17 protein-coding genes and 2 tRNA genes are annotated in these 18,371 nt (G+C 72.0%); 16 read left to right on the plus strand and 3 right to left on the minus strand.

From position 1 onward, the window contains the following. The first annotated feature begins 6 nt into the window (after positions 1 to 6). The 12 genes from AC1QRC_RS06175 (at position 7) to AC1QRC_RS06230 (ending at position 10,733) form a co-directional block, all read left to right on the plus strand. Positions 7 to 1,386, plus strand: coding sequence for a 3-oxoacyl-ACP reductase (locus AC1QRC_RS06175; RefSeq protein WP_484205913.1), 1,380 nt, complete (start codon positions 7 to 9; stop codon positions 1,384 to 1,386). A gap of 1 nt (position 1,387) precedes the next feature. Next, positions 1,388 to 2,344, plus strand: a complete 957-nt coding sequence (locus AC1QRC_RS06180; protein ID WP_484205914.1) for a MaoC/PaaZ C-terminal domain-containing protein — start codon at positions 1,388 to 1,390, stop codon at positions 2,342 to 2,344. A 98-nt stretch (positions 2,345 to 2,442) separates the two neighbouring features. Beyond that, positions 2,443 to 3,948 carry an aldehyde dehydrogenase family protein gene (locus AC1QRC_RS06185; RefSeq protein WP_484205915.1) on the plus strand — a complete coding sequence of 502 codons (1,506 nt, stop codon included), beginning with the start codon at positions 2,443 to 2,445 and terminating at the stop codon, positions 3,946 to 3,948. Next, a complete protein-coding gene (gene betA / locus AC1QRC_RS06190; protein WP_484205916.1) occupies positions 3,945 to 5,675 on the plus strand; it encodes a choline dehydrogenase in 1,731 nt (576 codons plus the stop codon). Before AC1QRC_RS06185 ends, betA begins: the two co-directional genes overlap by 4 nt. Next, the gene (gene betT, locus AC1QRC_RS06195; RefSeq protein WP_484205917.1) at positions 5,672 to 7,726 is read left to right on the plus strand and encodes a choline BCCT transporter BetT; all 2,055 of its coding nucleotides are present in this window, start codon (positions 5,672 to 5,674) and stop codon (positions 7,724 to 7,726) included. Before betA ends, betT begins: the two co-directional genes overlap by 4 nt. Positions 7,727 to 7,816: 90 nt before the next feature. After that, positions 7,817 to 7,889 (plus strand) — tRNA-Thr (locus AC1QRC_RS06200). Positions 7,890 to 7,925: 36 nt separating this feature from the next. Then, positions 7,926 to 7,999, plus strand: a tRNA-Met gene (locus tag AC1QRC_RS06205). 123 nt (positions 8,000 to 8,122) lie between these two features. Beyond that, entirely contained in the window at positions 8,123 to 8,293 is a 171-nt protein-coding gene (gene rpmG, locus AC1QRC_RS06210) for a 50S ribosomal protein L33 (RefSeq protein WP_170230576.1), read from the plus strand. A gap of 88 nt (positions 8,294 to 8,381) precedes the next feature. Continuing rightward, positions 8,382 to 8,828, plus strand: a complete 447-nt coding sequence (locus AC1QRC_RS06215; protein WP_484205918.1) for an FAS1-like dehydratase domain-containing protein — start codon at positions 8,382 to 8,384, stop codon at positions 8,826 to 8,828. Then, a complete protein-coding gene (locus AC1QRC_RS06220; RefSeq protein WP_484205919.1) occupies positions 8,828 to 9,250 on the plus strand; it encodes a MaoC family dehydratase in 423 nt (140 codons plus the stop codon). Before AC1QRC_RS06215 ends, AC1QRC_RS06220 begins: the two co-directional genes overlap by 1 nt. Then, positions 9,243 to 10,343 carry a UDP-N-acetylmuramate dehydrogenase gene (locus AC1QRC_RS06225; RefSeq protein ID WP_484205920.1) on the plus strand — a complete coding sequence of 367 codons (1,101 nt, stop codon included), beginning with the start codon at positions 9,243 to 9,245 and terminating at the stop codon, positions 10,341 to 10,343. Before AC1QRC_RS06220 ends, AC1QRC_RS06225 begins: the two co-directional genes overlap by 8 nt. Positions 10,344 to 10,346: 3 nt before the next feature. Further along, entirely contained in the window at positions 10,347 to 10,733 is a 387-nt protein-coding gene (locus AC1QRC_RS06230) for a DUF3054 domain-containing protein (protein WP_484205921.1), read from the plus strand. On the opposite strand, the gene AC1QRC_RS06235 is transcribed toward AC1QRC_RS06230, so the two are convergent. Together AC1QRC_RS06235 and AC1QRC_RS06240 are read right to left on the minus strand one after the other, a co-directional pair. After that, positions 10,711 to 12,387 carry an alpha/beta hydrolase gene (locus AC1QRC_RS06235; protein ID WP_484205922.1) on the minus strand — a complete coding sequence of 559 codons (1,677 nt, stop codon included), beginning with the start codon at positions 12,385 to 12,387 and terminating at the stop codon, positions 10,711 to 10,713. The genes AC1QRC_RS06230 and AC1QRC_RS06235 overlap by 23 nt on opposite strands. Before the next feature lie 23 nt (positions 12,388 to 12,410). Further along, complete coding sequence (locus tag AC1QRC_RS06240) at positions 12,411 to 13,442, minus strand: adenosine deaminase (RefSeq protein WP_484205923.1); 1,032 nt, start codon at positions 13,440 to 13,442, stop codon at positions 12,411 to 12,413. A 37-nt stretch (positions 13,443 to 13,479) separates the two neighbouring features. Here AC1QRC_RS06240 and AC1QRC_RS06245 point away from each other — a divergent pair, with 37 nt between their 5' ends. From AC1QRC_RS06245 to AC1QRC_RS06260, 4 genes are read left to right on the plus strand one after another with little or no spacing between them, the layout of a single operon-like run. After that, positions 13,480 to 14,409, plus strand: coding sequence for an ABC transporter ATP-binding protein (locus AC1QRC_RS06245; RefSeq protein ID WP_484205924.1), 930 nt, complete (start codon positions 13,480 to 13,482; stop codon positions 14,407 to 14,409). Beyond that, positions 14,393 to 15,295: a hypothetical protein gene (locus AC1QRC_RS06250; protein ID WP_484205925.1), complete on the plus strand. Its 903-nt coding sequence runs from the start codon at positions 14,393 to 14,395 to the stop codon at positions 15,293 to 15,295. Before AC1QRC_RS06245 ends, AC1QRC_RS06250 begins: the two co-directional genes overlap by 17 nt. Further along, positions 15,292 to 16,206, plus strand: coding sequence for an ABC transporter ATP-binding protein (locus AC1QRC_RS06255; RefSeq protein WP_484205926.1), 915 nt, complete (start codon positions 15,292 to 15,294; stop codon positions 16,204 to 16,206). Before AC1QRC_RS06250 ends, AC1QRC_RS06255 begins: the two co-directional genes overlap by 4 nt. After that, positions 16,203 to 16,913 carry an ABC transporter permease gene (locus AC1QRC_RS06260; protein ID WP_484205927.1) on the plus strand — a complete coding sequence of 237 codons (711 nt, stop codon included), beginning with the start codon at positions 16,203 to 16,205 and terminating at the stop codon, positions 16,911 to 16,913. The genes AC1QRC_RS06255 and AC1QRC_RS06260 overlap by 4 nt, the downstream gene beginning before the upstream one ends. 261 nt (positions 16,914 to 17,174) lie before the next feature. Here AC1QRC_RS06260 and AC1QRC_RS06265 read toward each other — a convergent pair whose 3' ends face one another. Then, complete coding sequence (locus AC1QRC_RS06265) at positions 17,175 to 18,356, minus strand: AGE family epimerase/isomerase (protein WP_484205928.1); 1,182 nt, start codon at positions 18,354 to 18,356, stop codon at positions 17,175 to 17,177. Positions 18,357 to 18,371 lie beyond the last annotated feature (15 nt).

The raw sequence follows: 18,371 nt of genomic DNA on the forward strand, positions 1-18,371 counted from the left end.
TCAGCCGTGACGTCCACCCCGGTGGCCAAGGCCGTCGGCAAGCAGCTGGGGCTGCCGCAGCCGGCGACGCTGCGCCGCGGGCGGGACCTGCCCACCGGTGCCGTCGCGTTCGGCACCGCTCCCGAGGCGGCCACCGGCACCGTCGTCGCCGATGCGCTGGCGGCCCTGAGCGTCCCGACAGTGCCCGCCCTGCGCGACGACCCCGCGGCCCGCACGACCGATGACGAGGGCCGGGCCCGGCCCCCGGCATACGAGCAGCGGATCGGCGCCCTGTTCGTCGACGCCTCGGCAGCCACCTCCATCGCCGACCTGGAGACGGTGCGCGCGCTGCTCCGCCCGGCACTCAAGGGGCTGGGAGGATCCGGGCGGGTGGTGCTGGTCGGCACCGCACCCGAGCGCACCGACAGCCCGGAGGCCGCGACCACGCAGCAGGCGCTGGAGGGCATCGTGCGCAGCGTCGGCAAGGAGCTGCGGGCCGGTGCGACCGCCAACCTGGTGTGGACCGCCCCGGAGACCACGGGCGCCGACCTGGCCTCCACCCTGTCCTTCCTGCTGGAGGGCCGCTCCGCCTATGTCTCCGGCCAGCCGTGGCGCGTCGGCCACGCCGCCGACGCTGCGGCAGACAGCGCGGCACCGTTCGAGGACAGGGTCGTGGTGGTGACCGGCGCGGCCCGCGGCATCGGCGCCGACATCGCCCGCGTCTTCGCCCGGGACGGCGCCAAGGTCGTGGTGGTGGACATCCCGGCGGCCGGGGAGGCCCTCGGCAAGGTGGCCAACGAGATCGGCGGCACCGCGCTTCAGCTCGACATCACCGCCACCGGTGCCGGCGACCGGATCGCCGACCACGTCGTCCACCGCTACGGCGCCGACGCTCGCATCCACGCGGTGGTCCACAACGCCGGCATCACCCGCGACAAGCTCCTGGTCAACACCGACGAGGACCGCTGGGGCAGCGTGCTGGACGTCAACCTCGCCTCCCAGTTCCGGATGAACGAGGTGCTGCTGGACAAGGGCCGCGCCGGGGGTCTGGCCGAGGACGGTCGCATCGTCGGGGTGTCCTCGACCAGCGGCGTCGCGGGCAACCGGGGCCAGACCAACTACGCCGCGTCCAAGGCCGGGGTGATCGGGATGGTGCGGTCCCTGGCGCCGGAGGTCGCGGGCCGCGGCATCACGGTGAACGCCGTCGCCCCGGGATTCATCGAGACCGAGATGACCGGCAAGATCCCCTTCGCGACCCGCGAGTTCGCCCGGCGCTTCAACAGCCTGCAGCAGGGTGGCAAGCCGGTCGACGTCGCCGAGACGATCGCCTACCTCGCGTCACCGGCCAGCGGGGCCGTCACCGGCCAGGTCATCCGGGTCTGCGGCCAGGCCCAGATCGGCGCCTGAGGTGACCCCCTCCGACCCTGCCGGCGGCGCACCGGGCACGACAGCGGACCCGGACGTCCAGTTGCTGGAGGCCGTGCCGGGCGGTCCCGGCCTGCTGGCCCGGGGCGCCCTCAGCGCGGCCAAGCGCCCAGGGTCCAGCCCCAGGCTGCCGGCACGCCGGCTGCTGGTCCGGGACGTCGACCAGGACCCCCAAAAGCTGGCCGCCTACCTGCGGACCTGCGGCTTCCCCCTGCGCGATACCGTCCCGCCCACCTGGCTGCACGTGCTGACCTTCGGGCTCCAGATGGACCTGCTCACCGGCCGGGACTTCCCGTTCCCGGCGCTGGGGTTGGTGCATGTCAGCAACACGATGACGCTGCACCGTCCCGTGTCTGCCGAGGAGCAGGTGACCCTGGCGGTGCACGCCGCGGACCTGCGACCGCACCGGGCCGGTGCCAGCTTCGACCTGGTCGAGGAGGTCCGGGTGGGCGCCGAGACGGTCTGGGAGGGGCGCAGCGAGTACCTCGCGCGCGGGGCGAAGCTCGGGGATATCGACGAGCCGGGCCGCGAGCAGCAGGAGGCACCGGCCGCGCGGCCGACCGAGCATGCGGCACCGACCGAGCCCGCCACACCGACCGAGCCCGCCACACCGACCGCGATCTGGAGGCTGCCGGGCGACCTGGGCCGTCACTACGCCACCGTGTCGGGTGATCACAACCCCATCCACCTGCACCCGTTGACGGCTAAGGCGTTCGGGTTCCCGCGGGCGATCGCCCACGGGATGTGGGTCCACGCCCGTGCCCTGGCGGCCCTGGAGGCGCGGCTCCCGGAGCGCTACACGGCCACGGTGCAGTTCCGCAAGCCGGTGCTGCTGCCCTCGACCGTGGGGTTTGCGGCGCGTGCGGACGACGACGGCTGGGCCTTCGCGGTGACCTCCCGGGAAGGGTCCAAGGACCACCTGCTCGGCACCATCAGCTGAGGGGCTGTCGTGCAGCCGAACTGACCGGGACCGTTGACGGCGACCCCCTGCATGCACTGAGGTAAGCCCAGGATGGATGCCGACGGCGGAGGTGCCCCATGTCCGGACTGCTGATCAGGGGGGCGTGGCGCGGGGCGTCCGACGGCGCCACCCGGGAGATCCGGTCCCCGGCCGACGGGTCGCTCGTCGCGACGGTCCCCGAGGCCACCGCCGCCGACGCGGCGGCGGCCGTCGCCGCCGCCAGGGAGGCCTTCGACCACGGCCCGTGGCCCCACACGCCGGCTCCCGAGCGGGCCGCGTTGCTGCACCGGCTCGCCGACCGGCTGGAGGCCGAGAAGGAGCAGGTCGCCCGCCTCGAGTCCGCCGACACGGGCAAGCGCCTGGTCGAGGCCCGGATCGACATGGACGACATCATCGCGGTGTTCCGCCACTTCGCGGGCCTGGCCACCGCCGAGCGAGGACGGGTCATCGAGCCGGGGATGCCCGACGTGTCCAGCCGGGTGGTCTACGAACCGGTCGGCGTGTGCAGCCTCATCACGCCCTGGAACTTCCCCCTGCTCCAGACCTCCTGGAAGGTCGCGCCCGCCCTGGCCGCCGGCAACACGATGGTGCTCAAGCCGAGCGAGCTGACCCCGCAGACCGCGATCTGGCTGGCCCGGACCCTGCAGGATCTGGGGCTGCCGGACGGCGTGCTGAACCTGGTGCTGGGGGCGGGCGACCGCGTGGGCGCGGCGCTCACCGAGGCTCCGGAGGTCGACCTGGTCTCGTTCACCGGGGGGTTGCAGACCGGGCGCAGGATCATGGCTTCCGCCGCCCCCACGGTCAAGAAGCTGGCGCTCGAGCTCGGTGGCAAGAACCCCAACGTGGTCTTCGCCGACGCCGACCAGGAGGCGGCGCTGGACTTCGCGCTCACCGCGGTGTTCCTGGACTCCGGGCAGGTCTGCTCGGCCGGGGCCCGGCTCCTTGTCGAGGAGTCGATCCACGAGCGTTTCGTCGCCGAGCTGGTGCGCCGCGCGGCCCTGATCCGGCTGGGCGGGCCGGAGGACCCGGACGCCGAGGCGGGGCCGCTGATCAGCGCCGCCCACCGGGAGAAGGTCGAGGCCTACGTCGCAGACGCGGTGGCCGAGGGTGCGGTCCTGCGGGTCGGTGGGGCCAGGCCGGATGACCCCGGGCTCGCGGACGGGTTCTACTACCTGCCCACGCTGCTGGACGGCTGCACGACGGGTATGCGGTGTGTCCAGGACGAGTCCTTCGGCCCGGTCCTGACCGTGGAGACCTTCGCGGGCGGCACCCGGGAGGAGGCCGAGGACGCCGCCGTAGCCCTGGCGAACGACACCATCTTCGGCCTGGCGGGGGCGGTGTGGACCACCGACGCCGGGCGCGCAGAGCGGGTGGCCGCCCGGCTGCGGCACGGCACGGTGTGGATCAACGACTACCACCCGTACGTCCCGCAGGCCGAGTGGGGCGGGTTCAAGCAGAGCGGCATCGGCCGCGAGCTGGGCCAGGCCGGGCTGGAGGAGTACCGCGAGGCCAAGCACATCTGGCACAACACCCGTCCCGCCGCCCAGTACTGGTTCGGCTCGACCCGTCCGGAGGAGTCATGAGTAGCAACCATCGGTACGACGTCGTGATCGTCGGCGGAGGGTCGGCGGGCTCGGTGCTGGCCAACCGGCTCAGCGCCGACCCGGGCACCAGCGTGCTGGTGCTGGAGGCCGGGCGCTCCGACGTCCGGATCGACCCGTTCATCCACATGCCCGCGGCGCTGCCGTACCCGATCGGCAACCCGCTCTACGACTGGCGCTACGAGTCCGAGCCGGAGCCGCACATGAACGGCCGCAAGGTCTATCACGCCCGGGGCAAGGTGCTCGGCGGCTCTTCCTCCATCAACGGCATGATCTTCCAGCGGGGCAACCCGTTGGACTACGAGCGGTGGGCCGGCGAGCCCGGCATGGAGCAGTGGGGCTACGCCCACTGCCTGCCCTACTTCAAGCGGATGGAGACCTGCCTCGCCGGGGCCGACGCCTGGCGCGGCGGGTCCGGCCCGCTCGTCCTGGAACGCGGACCGGCCTCCAGCCCCCTGTTCGGGGCGTTCTTCGAGGCCGTGCAGCAGGCCGGGCACCCGCTCACCGACGACGTGAACGGCTACCGTCAGGAGGGCTTCGCCAAGTTCGACCGCAACGTGCACCGGGGGCGTCGGCTGTCGGCCTCCCGCGCCTACCTGCACCCGGTGATGGGCCGCAAGAACCTGACGGTGCACACCCTGGCGCACGTGACGGGCCTGCGCCTGCAGGGCAGCCGCGTCGTCGGGGTCGACTACCTCCGGGCGGGGCGGATCCAGCGCAGCGTGGAGGCCGGCGAGGTCGTGCTGTGCGGTGGGGCGATCAACTCCCCGCAACTGCTCCAGCTGTCCGGCATCGGCGCCCCCGACCACCTCACCGGTCTTGGCATCACCCCCGTCGCCGACCTGCCCGGGGTGGGCGAGAACATGCAGGACCACCTCGAGGTCTACATCCAGCACGCGGCCAAGCAGCCGGTGTCGATCGCCCCGTGGCTCAAGCACCGGCACAAGCCGCGGATCGGGGCGGAGTGGCTCTTCCTGCGCCGCGGCGTCGGCTCCTCCAACCACTTCGAGGCCGGCGGGTTCATCCGCAGCAACGACCAGGTCGCCTACCCGAACCTGATGTTCCACTTCCTGCCCATCGCGATCCGCTACGACGGTTCCCAACCCGCCTCCGAGCACGGCTACCAGGTGCACATCGGGCCGATGTACTCCGACGTGCGCGGGACGCTGCGGATCCGGAGCACCGACCCGCGGGAGCACCCGGCGCTGCGGTTCAACTACCTCTCCACCCCCGATGACCGCCGGGAGTGGATCGAGATGGTGCGTGCCGCCCGCCACATCCTGAGCCAGCCGGCGTTCGCCCCGTTCAGCGCCGGTGAGATCTCGCCCGGGCCCTCGGTGGAGACCGACCAGGAGATCCTGGACTGGGTCGCCCAGGACGCCGAGACCGCGCTGCACCCGTCCTGCACCGCCAAGATGGGCACCGACGACATGGCCGTGGTCGACCCCGGGTCCCTGCGGGTACACGGGGTCGACGGGCTGCGGGTGGTCGACGCCTCCGTCTTCCCGTTCGTCACCAACGGCAACATCTACGCCCCGGTCATGATGGTCGCGGAGAAGGCGGCCGACCTGATCACCGGCGCCACCCCCCTGGAGCCGGTGTCGGTGCCCTACTACCGGCACGGGACGGACACCCCCCTGTGGCCGCCCGGTGACCCCCGCAACGACGCCGCCCCTGGGACCGTCGCACGCGCGGAGGTGCGGTCATGAGCGAGGACACCCGGTCGCGGACCGAGGCCACCGACCCGCCCGAGAGCCGATCCCCGGCGACCTCGTCGGTGAACCGGCCGGTGTTCATCGGCTCGGGCGTGGCGATCGTGGCGATCGCGGTCTGGGCGATGCTCGCCCGGGAGCAGGCCACCGAGGTGCTCGGTGAGGTTGTGGTGTGGGTGAGCGAGTGGTTCGGCTGGTTCTACGTGTTGTTGGCCACGTCGGTGCTCGTCTTCGTGCTGTTCATCGCGTTGTCCCGGTACGGCCGGACCAAGCTGGGGCCCGAGCACTCCAAACCCGAGTTCGGCACCTTCTCCTGGGTGGCCATGCTGTTCGCCGCCGGGATCGGCACCGACCTGATGTTCTTCGCGGTGGCCGAGCCGGTCACCCAGTACCTCGCGCCGCCGTCGGTCACGCCCGAGTCGGTCGAGGCCGCGCGCGAGGCCAACGTGTGGACGCTGTTCCACTACGGCATCAGCGGGTGGGGCATGTATGCCCTGATGGGCATGGCCCTGGGCTACTTCGCCTACCGGCTGAACCTGCCGCTCGCGGTGCGTTCGGCGTTGTACCCCCTGTTCGGGCGACGGGTCGAGGGTGCGCTCGGCCACGGCGTCGACATGGCGGCGATCGTCGGCACCATCTTCGGCGTCGCGACCACCCTGGGGATCGCAGTGGTGCAGCTGAACTTCGGGCTCAACCAACTGGTCGGCCTGCCGATGTCCATCGGCTGGCAGGTCGCCCTCATCGCGCTCGGCGTGGCCATGGCGACCGCCTCGGCGGTCAGCGGTGTCGACCGCGGCATCAAGTGGTTGTCCCAGGCCAACGTGATCCTGGCAATCGGGCTGGCCCTGTGGATCCTGGTCACCGGGCGGACCTCGTTCCTGCTCAACGGCCTGGTCCTGAACATCGGGGACTTCGTCAACAAGTTCCCCGGCATGATGCTGCAGACGTTCGCCTTCGAGGACAACGCCGAGTGGATGTCCGCCTGGACCCTGTTCTTCTGGGCCTGGTGGATCGCATGGGCCTCCTTCGTCGGGCTGTTCCTCGCCAGGATCTCCCGCGGGCGCACGATCCGGCAGTTCGTGGCCGGCACGCTGATAATCCCGTTCCTCTACATCCTGATGTGGGTCTCCATCTTCGGCAACGCCTCGATCGACCTCATCCGGCAGGGCAACCAGGCGTTCGGCGAGCTGGCGCTGAACACCCCCGAGCAGGGCTTCTACACCCTCCTGGCGGAGTACCCCTGGTTCCCGTTCGTGGCGTCCCTGGCGACCTTCACCGCGCTGCTGTTCTACGTCACCTCGGCCGACTCCGGCGCCCTGGTGATGGCGAACCTGTCCTCCCGGCTCTCCGACGTCCGGGCCGATGGAAGCCCGCCGCTGCGGATCTTCTGGGCCACCGTCACCGGGGCGCTGACCATCGCGCTGCTGGCCATGGATGGGATCCCGACGCTGCAGGCCGCCACGGTGATCATGGGACTGCCGTTCGCATTCGTGATGATCCTGGTGATGATCGGGCTCTACCGGGCGCTGCGCGTGGAGCGATACCTCGAGGACTCCCGTGCCGGGACCATGCGCGGCTCCCTCTCCGGGCGGAGCAACGTCGAGCCGCGCCGCCCCACCCCGTGGCAGGCCAGGGTGCACCGGATGACGACCTTCCCGACGGTGGCCGCAGCCGAAGACTACCTGCGCAACACGGCCCTGCCGGTGCTGCAGGAAGTGGCGGCCGAGCTCCAGGGCAAGGGCGTGCCCAGCCGGGCGGAGTCGATCCGTGACGAGGACGGCAAGGCCGGGGTGGAGCTGGTCGCCGAGGATCATCCCGAGCAGCCGTTCTGCTACCGGATCACCCAGCGGGAGAGACCGATTCCGGCGTTCGGGTGGGCGCCGGAGGGCACCGACTACTACTACCGCCTGGAGGTGCACCTGCGGCTCGGTGGCCAGGGCTATGACGTCATGGGCTACAGCCACGCCCAACTGGTCGACGACGTCCTGGACCAGTACGAGAGCCACCTGGAGTTCCTGCACCTGCTGCAGGACGGTGAGGGCAACTAGCGCGCGAGAGGTCGATTTCGTGCCCGCCGGGATCTCCGTGTAAAGTCTGCGGAGCGTTGTGCGCCGGCAGCTCCGGCAATGTCGACGCAGGCCCCTATAGCTCAGTCGGTAGAGCGTCTCCATGGTAAGGAGAAGGTCAACGGTTCGATTCCGTTTGGGGGCTCAGGTGCCCACCGGTCACGGCCGGCGGACCGCCCGAGGCGGGATAGCTCAGCTGGTTAGAGCGCACGACTCATAATCGTGAGGTCGCGGGATCGAGCCCCGCTCCCGCTACGCACGCGATTGGGCCACTTGGCCCTCTGTCGCGTATCCTTGTGTGCTGCCGCCGTCACGTCCGCGTGACGGCTCCCGTACGCAGACAGATTCCACACCGTTTTTCCGAGAGCAGGTTGCCCCGTGGCCAGCAAGAGCGCCGACGTCCGCCCCAAGATCACTCTGGCGTGCACGGAGTGCAAGGAGCGCAACTACATCACGAAGAAGAACCGCCGGAACCACCCGGACCGGATCGAGCTCGCGAAGTTCTGCTCGCGCTGCGGCAAGCACACCGCGCACCGCGAGACCCGCTGAGCACACGACATGCGCACGGCAGGCCGTCACCCCACCGGGGTGGCGGCCTTCGTCGTGCTTGCGAGGGCAGGTCGGTAGGCTCCGTCCCATGGGTGTGAACGCAGACTTCGCGGGGCGCAGCTACCCGCCCACCGAGCCGTATGCCGTGCAGGCCGAGCACATCGCGCAGTTCGCCGATGCGGTGGGCGCCGCGAGCGCGCTGCACCGGGACGGCGAGGCCGCCCGTGCGGCTGGCTACCGCGACGTGGTGGCCCCCCCGACGTATGCCGTGGTGATCGCCCAGCAGTGCGACGCCCAACTCATCGTCGACCCGGAGGCGGGGATCGATTTCACCCGGGTGGTGCACGGCCAGCAGGCCTTCGAGCACCACCGTCCGATCGTGGCCGGCGACGAGGTGGTCGGGGTGCTGCACGTCGACGCCGTCCGGGAGGCCGGGGGTCATGCGATGGTCACCACCCGCAGCGAGCTGGCCACCGTGGCCGGCGAGGCGCTGTGCACGGCCACGTCGACGATCGTGATCCGGGGAGGCGAGTGATGACCGACGCACCGCAGGACGTGACGGCCGGCACCGAGTTGCCGGGCCGGGTCATCGAGGTCGACCGGCAGCGGCTCGTGGAGTATGCCGGCGCCAGCGGCGACCAGAACCCGATCCACCAGGACGAGGACTTCGCCCGCTCGGTCGGGTTGCCCGACGTGATCGCCCACGGCATGTGGACCATGGGCGCCGCGATCGAGGTCGTGAGCGACTGGGTCGGCGACCCCGGCCGGGTGGTGTCCTACTCCACCCGGTTCACCAGCCCCGTCGTGGTGCCCGCCGAGGGTGGCGCCCGGATCGAGGTGGGCGGCACCGTGAAGTCCGTCGACGAGGCGACGGGGCGGGCGACCGTGGAGTTGCAGGTGACCAGCGGCGGCAGCAAGGTGCTCGGGAGGGCCGTCGCGGTGGTCGACCTTGGGTGATGTCGCCGCCGACACCGCCCTCGCGCCGCTGACCACCATGCGGGTGGGCGGTCCGGCCCGGCACCTGGTGTCGGCCGGGTCCGCGGAGGAGGTGGTCGACGCCGTCCGGGCGGCCGACGCCGAGGGGACGCCCCTGCTCGTGCTGGGTGGCGGGTCCAACGTGGTCGTCGCGGACGAGGGCTTCGACGGGACGGTGGTGCGGCTGCTGGCCCGGGGGATCACCGTGGAGTCCGACGACGCGTGCGGCGGGGTGCACGTCACGGTCGCCGCCGGTGAGGTGTGGGACGACCTGGTGGCCCGCGCCGTGGCGGAGGGGTGGTCCGGGATCGAGGCGCTGTCCGGCATCCCCGGCAGCGTCGGCGCCACCCCGGTGCAGAACGTCGGCGCCTACGGCCAGGAGGTCGCGCAGACCATCGCGCAGGTGCGCACCTGGGACCGTGCGGAACGCCGCATCCGCACCCTGTTCGCCTCCGACTGCGGGTTCAGCTACCGCCACTCGGTGCTCAAGGAGTCCATGGGGGCCTCCGGGGAGTTCACCCCCCGCTACGTCGTGCTCAGCGTGACCTTTGCGCTGCGCCCCACGGGGTTGTCCCAGCCGGTCGGGTATGCCGACCTGGCCCGCGGCCTGGACGTGGCCGTGGGGGAGCGGGTCCCCCTCGGGGAGGCCCGGGAGGCGGTGCTGGAGCAGCGGCGGCGTCGCGGCATGGTGCTGGAGGAGACCGACCACGACACCTGGTCCTGCGGGTCCTTCTTCACCAACCCGATCCTGCCGGCGGCCGAGTTCGAGGCGCTCACCCGACGGGCTGCCGAGCGGCTCGGCCCGGAGGCCCCCACGCCCCCGCAGTTCCCGTCGGCGCAGGGCACGGTCAAGACCTCGGCCGCCTGGCTGATCGACCGGGCCGGATTCGGCAAGGGGCACGGACTGCCCGGCCCGGCCGCGCTGTCCACCAAGCACACGCTGGCCGTCACCAACCGGGGGGACGCCCGGGCCGGGGACGTCGTGGCCCTGGCCCGCGAGGTGCGCGACGGCGTGCAGCAGGCCTTCGGCGTGACGCTGGTCAACGAGCCGGTCCTGGTCGGCCTGTCCCTCTGAGCCGTGCCCTCCTTCGGCTACGCCCTCGACGTCCTGATCGTCCTCGCCTTCGCGGTGGCCGGGCGGGCCAGCCACGAGGAGGGCCTGACACCCGCCGGGGTGGCCGACACGGCCTGGCCGTTCCTGCTCTCGTGGGCGCTCGCGCGGCTCGCGGTCGGGGCCCTGCGCCTCCGGCCGGAGTCGGTCCGCGCCGGGCTGGTGATCTGGTCGTCGACGGTCGCCGGGGGCATGCTGCTGCGGCAATTGACCGGCGACGGGACCGCGCTGCCCTTCGTGCTCGTCGCGGCCGCCGTGCTGGGTGCTGGCCTGCTCTCCTGGCGCCTGATGCTCGCGCTGGCCCGACGCAGGCAGACGCCGACCGTTCGGCTCAGGGCTGGATCGACTCGCTGATGGCCACCTGGATCGCGCCGTAGTCGGCCTGAGGGTCCAACCCCAGCACGGCGGCCCACACCGGCACCATCTCCGAGTGGTAGTTGTGGCCGTGCCCGCCCGGAGGCTCGCCGGAGATCGGCATGTCGCTGGCGATCTGCCAGAACGTCGCCCACGGTGCCCACCACACCGTCGGGGTGACGTCCCGTCCCACCGCCTCGCGCAGCCAGTCGGGCTCGGTCCACAGCAGGTCCGGGGACCACCAGACGACGGGGTCCGAGGCGTGTTGCACATAGACCACCCGGGGCTCTCGCCACGTGTCGTAGGCGCCCCCGTAGTAGTCACGGACCAACTCCACCGGGCGGGTGACGAACCGGATGTGCCGGCCGTTGTCCACCACCGGCGCGATTTCGGGTGAGCCGGGCCGGCGCCCTTCGGTGAGATCGGACCACAGCGGTGAGAAGCGCGGTGTCCCCGACCAGACCGCGCCGTCGACCCTGGCCAGCATGTCGTCGGCGTCCGCGAAGGCCTCCTGCCCCCCGAAGGACCCGAGCGACTCCCCGGAGACGAGCAGCATCGGACGGTCCGCCTCGGGCAGGGCCGACCACTCCGCATACACCGCCTCGAAGAGCGCCTTCCCGGCCACCGAAGGGGTGGTTCGGTCGGTGATGTAGGCCAGGCCGCTGGGGAAGTAGGAGTACTGCATCGACGCCGTCGCCAGGTCGCCGCCGGTGAGGTACTCCAGGGCCTGCACCGACCACTCGGAGACCCAGCCGGTCCCGGTGGAGGTGAAGACCAGGAGCACCTCGCGGTCGAAGGCCCCCGTGCGCTGCAGTTCGGCCACCACGGCGTCCGCGGTCTCGGGGATGTCCCGGTCGTCCTGCTTGCCGGCGTAGACCCGGATCGGCTCCAGGGCGCCCTGCCCGGTGACCCGCTCGATGTCGGCCTGGCGCGGGCCGCTCGAGGCGAACAGCTGGCCCTGGGCGCCCAGGGTGCCCCAGTCCTCGGGGGAGGACCGGCTCCCCGAGCGCTCCGGCTCGGGCGGCAGGCTCGCACCGGGCAGCAGCTCGGCGTTGCGTGACAGCGACGTCGACAGGGCGAGCTCCATCGCCTGCCGGTAGAGCACCTGGTTGGTCACGAAGAGGACGGCGACGGCGAAGACGACCGTGGTGAGCACGGGGACCACGACACGGGGGACGCGGGGGCTGATCACCCCCTGCACCGCCCGCCAGAAGTGGCGCAACCCCCGGCACAGCAGGACCAGCACGAGGCAGAGCAGGCACCCGGCCAGGATGCCGACCAGTTGTGGCAGCCAGCCGCCGTAGTCGACCTGCAGCAGCTCGGCGATGCGGCCTTGCTCCTGGAGCCCGAGGGACCAGGCGAGCACGGTGGCCAGCGTCAACCCGGTGTACCAGGCGCGCCAGAGCCACAGCGCGGCCCGCGGGTCGACCTGCACCCGCAACCCCAGGAGGGCGGCCACGCGGTGGGCGACCCACCCGATCAGCACCCCCACGGCATACCCGAAGGCGGTGCTCAGCCCGACGTTGCCCGCCGTCATCCACCAGGTCCGGGGCAGCAGGCTGGGCGAGAGCGCCACCCAGCCCATGAGCAGGGCCACGGTCAGCCCGACGTCGTCGAACCCGGCGCGGAAGCGGGTCCGGGACAGACGGGGCACGGTCCCTAGGCTACGTCGCCGCGTCAGTCGGCAGGGGCCGCCAACCAGGTGTCCACCGCGGCCAGCATGCGGTCCCGCCGGTCGTCCGGCGCCCGGGACCCGAGGATGGAGCCGCGCGCCAGGTCGGCCAGTTCACCGTCGGTGAGCTCGTGGTCCTCCCGGGCGCTCTCGTACTGCGCGGCCAGCCGCGGGCCGAACAGCAGCGGGTCGTCGGCGCCCAGGGCGAGCCGTGCCCCCGCCCCCAGGAGCGTGCGCATCGGCACGTCGGCGAGGTGCTCGTAGACGCCCAGGGCCACGTTGCTGCAGGGGCAGACCTCCAGGGTGGTGCCGCGGCGCACGAGTTCCTCCAGCAGTGCCGGGTCCTCGGCGCTGCGGACCCCGTGACCCAGGCGGTCGGGGGACAGGTGGTGCAACGCGTCCCGGACGTGCTCCGGGCCCAGGAGTTCGCCGGCGTGCGGCACGCAGGCCAGCCCCGCCCGCCGCGCGATGGAGAACGCCTTGGCGAACTCCGCGGTGTCCCCCCGCCGCTCGTCGTTGGACAGCCCGAAGCCGACGACGGTGCCCGGGCCCTCCCCGGCGTAGCGGGCCGCCAGGCGGGCCAGTGCCCGGGCGTCGAACGGGTGCCGGGTCCGACTCGCCGCCACGACCACGGCGACCCCCACCCCGGTCGCCTCGGTCGCGAGCCGCGCCTCGTCCAGCACGATCTCCAGCGCCGGGGTGATCCCACCGAGGAAGGGGGCGTAGGACGTGGGGTCGACCTGGATCTCCAGCCACCGCGACCCCTCGGCCGCGTCGTCCTCGGCAGCCTCGCGCACGATGCGTCGCATGTCCTGCTCGTCCTGCACGCAGGCGCGGGCCGTGTCGTAGAGCCGCTGGAATCGGAACCAGCCGCGCTCGTCGGTGGCCCGCAACCGGGGCGGCCAGTCCGCCGTCAGGGCCGCGGGCAGCCGCAGGCCGTGCTTGTCGGCCAGCTCCTGCAACGTCTCGATCCGCATGGACCCCGTGAAGTGCAGGTGCAGGTGGGCTTTGGGCAGGGAGTGCACCGGCCGCGTCATGGCACGTGTCTACCGCATGGCCGGATACGCTGGCGGGGTGGGCGTGATTCAGACCGAGGGTCTGACCAAACGGTATGGCGAGGTGACCGCCCTCGACACGCTGACGGTCGACGTGGGCGCAGGGGTCACCGGGCTGGTCGGTGCCAACGGTGCCGGCAAGTCGACGCTGATCAAGATCCTGCTCGGGCTGCTCCGGCCCACCGAGGGCCGGGCCCAGGTCCTCGGCATGGACATCGCCGCCCAGTCCCAGCAGATCCGGGCGGCGGTGGGCTACATGCCCGAGCACGACTGCCTGCCGCCGGATGTGCGCGCCATCGACTTCATCGTCCACATGGCGCGGATGAGCGGCCTGCCGGCCCACACGGCCCGGGAGCGGGCGGCCGACGTGCTGCGCCACGTGGGGTTGGCCGAGGAGCGCTACCGGCTGATGGGTGGGTACTCCACCGGCATGAAGCAGCGCGCCAAACTGGCGCAGGCCCTGGCCCACGACCCGCAGCTGGTGCTGCTGGACGAGCCGACCAATGGCCTGGACCCTGCCGCCCGCGACGACATGCTGCACCTGGTGCAGCGCATCGGTCACGACTTCGGCATCGCGGTGCTGGTCACCTCCCACCTGCTCGGCGAGCTGGAGCGGGTCAGCGACCACGTCGTGGTGCTGGACAGCGGTCGGCTGCTGCGCTCCTCGGCCACCGAGGACTTCATGGGCGACACCGGGATGGTGCTGGTCGAGGTGCTGGGCGAGGGCGACGCGCAGACCCGGATGGGGGAGGCGCTGGCCCGTGCCGGGCTGCTGTGCCGCCCCCGCGGGCGGATGATCGAGATCGATACCCGGGGTCGCCCGCCGGTGCACGACCTGGTCCGCGACACCGCTGTCGCCGAGCAGGTGGGCATCGTCCGGATCCAGGTCGACCACGCCCGGATCGAGGACATCTTCCGGGAGGAGGCGCCGCATGGCCAGCCAGCCTGAGCAGGGGGTGGGTGCGCGCGGCGTCATCCACGACATCGGCTACCGGCCGTATGCCGGGCCGCGGCTGGGCGGCGGCGCGATCGCCCGGTCCCTCTTCCTGACGGGCCTGCTCAACGCGTTCGGGCTGGGCCGTTCGGGCAAGGCCAAGATCTTCCCCGCCCTGCTGACGGTGGTGATGGTCATCCCGGCCGTCATCATGGTCTCGATCATGGTCTTCGTCGGGCTCGGCGAGGGCTTCCTGGACTATGCCACGTACCCGCTGTCCCTGTCGGTGGTCGTCGCGGTGTTCGTCGCCTCACAGGCGCCGGTCCTGTTCTCCCGGGACCTGCGCTCCGGGGCGATCGTGCTCTACCTGGCCCGCCCGCTGAGCGTCACCGCCTTCGCGATGACCCGCTGGATGTCGCTGTTCGTCGCGGTCCTGGCCTTCATCACCCTGCCGGTGCTGACCCTCTACGTCGGGGCGCTGGCCGCAGAGGGCGACATCAGCGACCACACCCGCGACTTCCTGGTCGCCTGGGTGGGCATCATCCTGCTCAGCGCCCTGCTCGCCACCCTGTCCGGTCTGGTCAGCGCGTTCACCACGCGACGCGGCCTGGCGGTCGGCGCGACCATCGTCGTGTTGCTGGTCAGCCTGGGCGTGGCGACCGCGGTCCAGGGCATCGCCTCCGAGACCGGCAACGACACCGTGGCCGAGCTCGCCGGCCTGATGTCACCGTTCACCATGGTCGACGGGGTGACCTACAGCCTGCTCGACGGGACCTCCGCCTACCCGGCGGCGCCGGACTCCGTCGGCATGGGCCTGCTCTACCTGGTCGTCGCCCTCGGCTGCGTCGTCGGAGGGTGCTGGCTGTTGATCCGGCGCTACCGGAAGGAGGCGTCGAAGTGAGCCAGCTCGAGCTGGACCACGTGTCGCGCTGGTACGGCAACGTGGTCGCCGTCAACGACGTGAGCATGCAGATCGGCCCCGGCGTCACCGGCCTGCTCGGGCCCAACGGCGCCGGCAAGACCACCCTCCTGGCGATGATGTCGGGCTTCCTCGCGCCGTCGGCGGGCTCGGTGACCCTGGACGGCGTGCCGGTGTGGCGCAACACCGAGATCTACCGGACGCTCGGCCTGGTCCCGGAGCGGGAGGCCAGCTTCGGCTACCTCACGGGACGCCAGTTCGTCGTGGCCAACGCCGAGCTGCACAAGCTGCCCTCGCCCGGGCAGGCGGCCGAGCGCGCTCTGGAGACCGTGGAGTTGCTCGAGCCGGCTGGCCGGCCGATTGGCACCTACTCCAAGGGGATGCGGCAGCGGGTCAAGCTCGCCGCCGCCCTCGTGCACGACCCTGCGGTGCTGCTGCTGGACGAGCCCTTCAACGGCGTCGACCCGCGGCAACGGATGCACTTCATGCAGCTGCTCACCCGGATGGGCGAGGAGGGCAGGACCGTCCTGTTCAGCTCCCACATCCTGGAGGAGGTCGAGCAGATCGCGCGCCACATCGAGGTGGTCGTCGCGGGGCGGCACGCCGCGTCGGGGGACTTCGGCGCCATCCGGCGGATGATGACCGACCGGCCCAACCAGTACGCCATCCGCAGCAGCGACGACCGGGCCCTGGCCGCCGCCCTGATGACGCTGCCCTCGGTCGGCGGGGTGGAGCTCGCCGGGCGCCGCGGCCTGGCCGTGCAGGTGACCGACTTCGGCGCCTTCGCGGTCGCGCTGCCGGTGCTGGCGCAGGAGCGGGGCATCTCGCTGCGCGAGGTCACCCCGACCGATGAGTCCCTGGAGTCGGTCTTCACCTACCTGGTGTCGGCATGAACCGGACCATCGCCCGGCTCAGCTTCCAGGCGCTCTACGGCCAGCGCAAGGGGATCGTGCTCGGGGTGCTGCCCAGCGTGCTGGTGCTGCTCGCGCTCATCGTCAGCCAGTTGACCGACGGAGCCCCAGCGTTCGGCCCCGTCGTGGAGGGTCTCGGCTTCACCCTGATCCTGCCGCTCATCGCGCTCCTGGTCACCGGCAGCGTGCTAGGCCCCGAGATCGACGACGGCTCGATCGTCTTCCTGCTGTCCAAGCCGGTGTCCCGCTTCGTGGTCGCCGCGAGCAAGTTCCTGGTGGCCGTGCTGGTCACGGTGGCCCTGGGGTCGGGGTCGTTGCTGGGCGCCGGGCTGCTCCTGGACCCGGGCGAGCCGGCACGGGCCGTCGGGGTGGCCGTCGGGGGAGCGGTCGCCGGCGCTGCCTACTGCGCGGTGTTCGTCATGCTCTCGGCGCTGAACCGGCACGGCACGGTGACCGGGCTGATCTACATCCTGATCTTCGAGGGCACGCTCGCCTCCCTGTTGTCCGGATTGCGCTACCTCAGCGTGCGGTCCTTCGGCCGCCGGGTCGCGGAGACGTTCCACGCCGACCTCGCCGGAGCCGACATGAGCCTGCTGTATGCCGTGCTGGCCAGCGTCCTGGTCGTCGCCGGCGGGGTGGTGCTGGCGGGGCAGCGGCTGCGCTCCTTCCAGCTGCGCGGCGACGAGTGACCCCCCAATTTTCGTAGCGAGTTTGCTGGCGCCTCCGGCAACCTCGTAGCGAGTTTGCTGGCGCTGCCGGCAACGGCGCTGGGTGGGGTGACTTCGCTACCGACGTGGCGACTCTGCTACTGACGTGGCGACTCTGCTACTGCGATGGTCACTGTGCGCCTGTCCGGACCGACGCACAGTGACCATCGCAGTAGCACAGTGGCGTCCCGACGTTCGGCCGTGGACCGGGCCAGTGACCGTGGTGAATTGGCCCTCCGCGCCTCAGCGCAGTTGGGCGCTGAGGCCGCGCAGCGGGTCGAGCCGGGCGAGCAGGGTCGCCTGGTAGGCGTGGTACACGTCCGGTTTGCCCGGCCAGGTGCGGACCGTAGGACGGTTCTGCTCGTCGAGCTCGTGGTGCCAGCTGCCGTGCCGCACGTCGAGGAGGTGCTCCTGCGCGAACCCCCACCAGCGGCGGGCGTGCTCGACATACGGCTCCTCACCGGTGCGACGGTGCAGCGCCGCGGCCGCGGAGAGCCCCTCGGCCAGCACCCAGTGCATGCGGCGGCGGACGACGGGACGGTCCTGCCAGTCTGCGGTGTAGACGAAGCCCGGGGCCCCGTCGACGTCCCAGCCGTGGCGGACCGAGACGTCGAACAGGCGCCGGGCCGCGGGCAGCAGCCACCCCGCCGGCTCCGGGGAGCCGGCCTCCAGGTGCAGTAGGAGCCGGGACCACTCCAGCCCGTGGCCGGGGGTCCAGCCGAACGGGCGGAACGGATCGTCGGGGCGGTCCCGGTGGTGGTCCGGCAACGGGGTCCAGTCCTCGGCGAAGTGCTCGGGGAGCCGGTAGTCGTGCTCCCGGGCGACCTGCCCGATCAGGTGCGTCGCGATGGACAGTGCCGTGGCCCGGCGGCCCTCCTCCCCGGTGATGTCGGCCACCGCGAGGAGGGCCTCCACGGTGTGCATGCTCGAGTTGGCGCCCCGGTAGGCCTCGGGAGCCGACAGGTCGCGGGGATAGCTGTCGACCACCCGGCCGGCCTCGTCGAGGAAGTGCCGGTCGAAGGTCTCCAGCGCCAGGGCCAGGAGGTCGTCGGCGTGGGGCACACCGGCCGCGACGGCGCTCGAGGCCGCCAACACCACGAAGGCGTGGTCGTAGGCCCGCTTGGCGTCGTCGACGGGGCCGCCCCGCAGGTCGACCGCGGCGAACCACCCGCCGGACTCGCGGTCCCGCAGCGGGCCGTCGATCAGGTGACGCACGCCGGCGTGGGCCAGGTCGGCCGCCGCGCGATCTCCCCGGAGCGCAGCCAGGGCGAACACGTGCACCATCCGGGTGGTGATCCACAGGTGGACCGGGTGGGTGGGATCCAGGCGCCCGGTCCCGTCCAGCCACCCGAAGCCGAGGTCCTCGACATACGAGCCCCGGGCGAAGGCGACCAGCCGACGCTCTTCCGCCGCGAGGTCGATCATTCCTGGCCCAGGGGC

This window comes from Ornithinicoccus sp. (assembly GCF_057176825.1).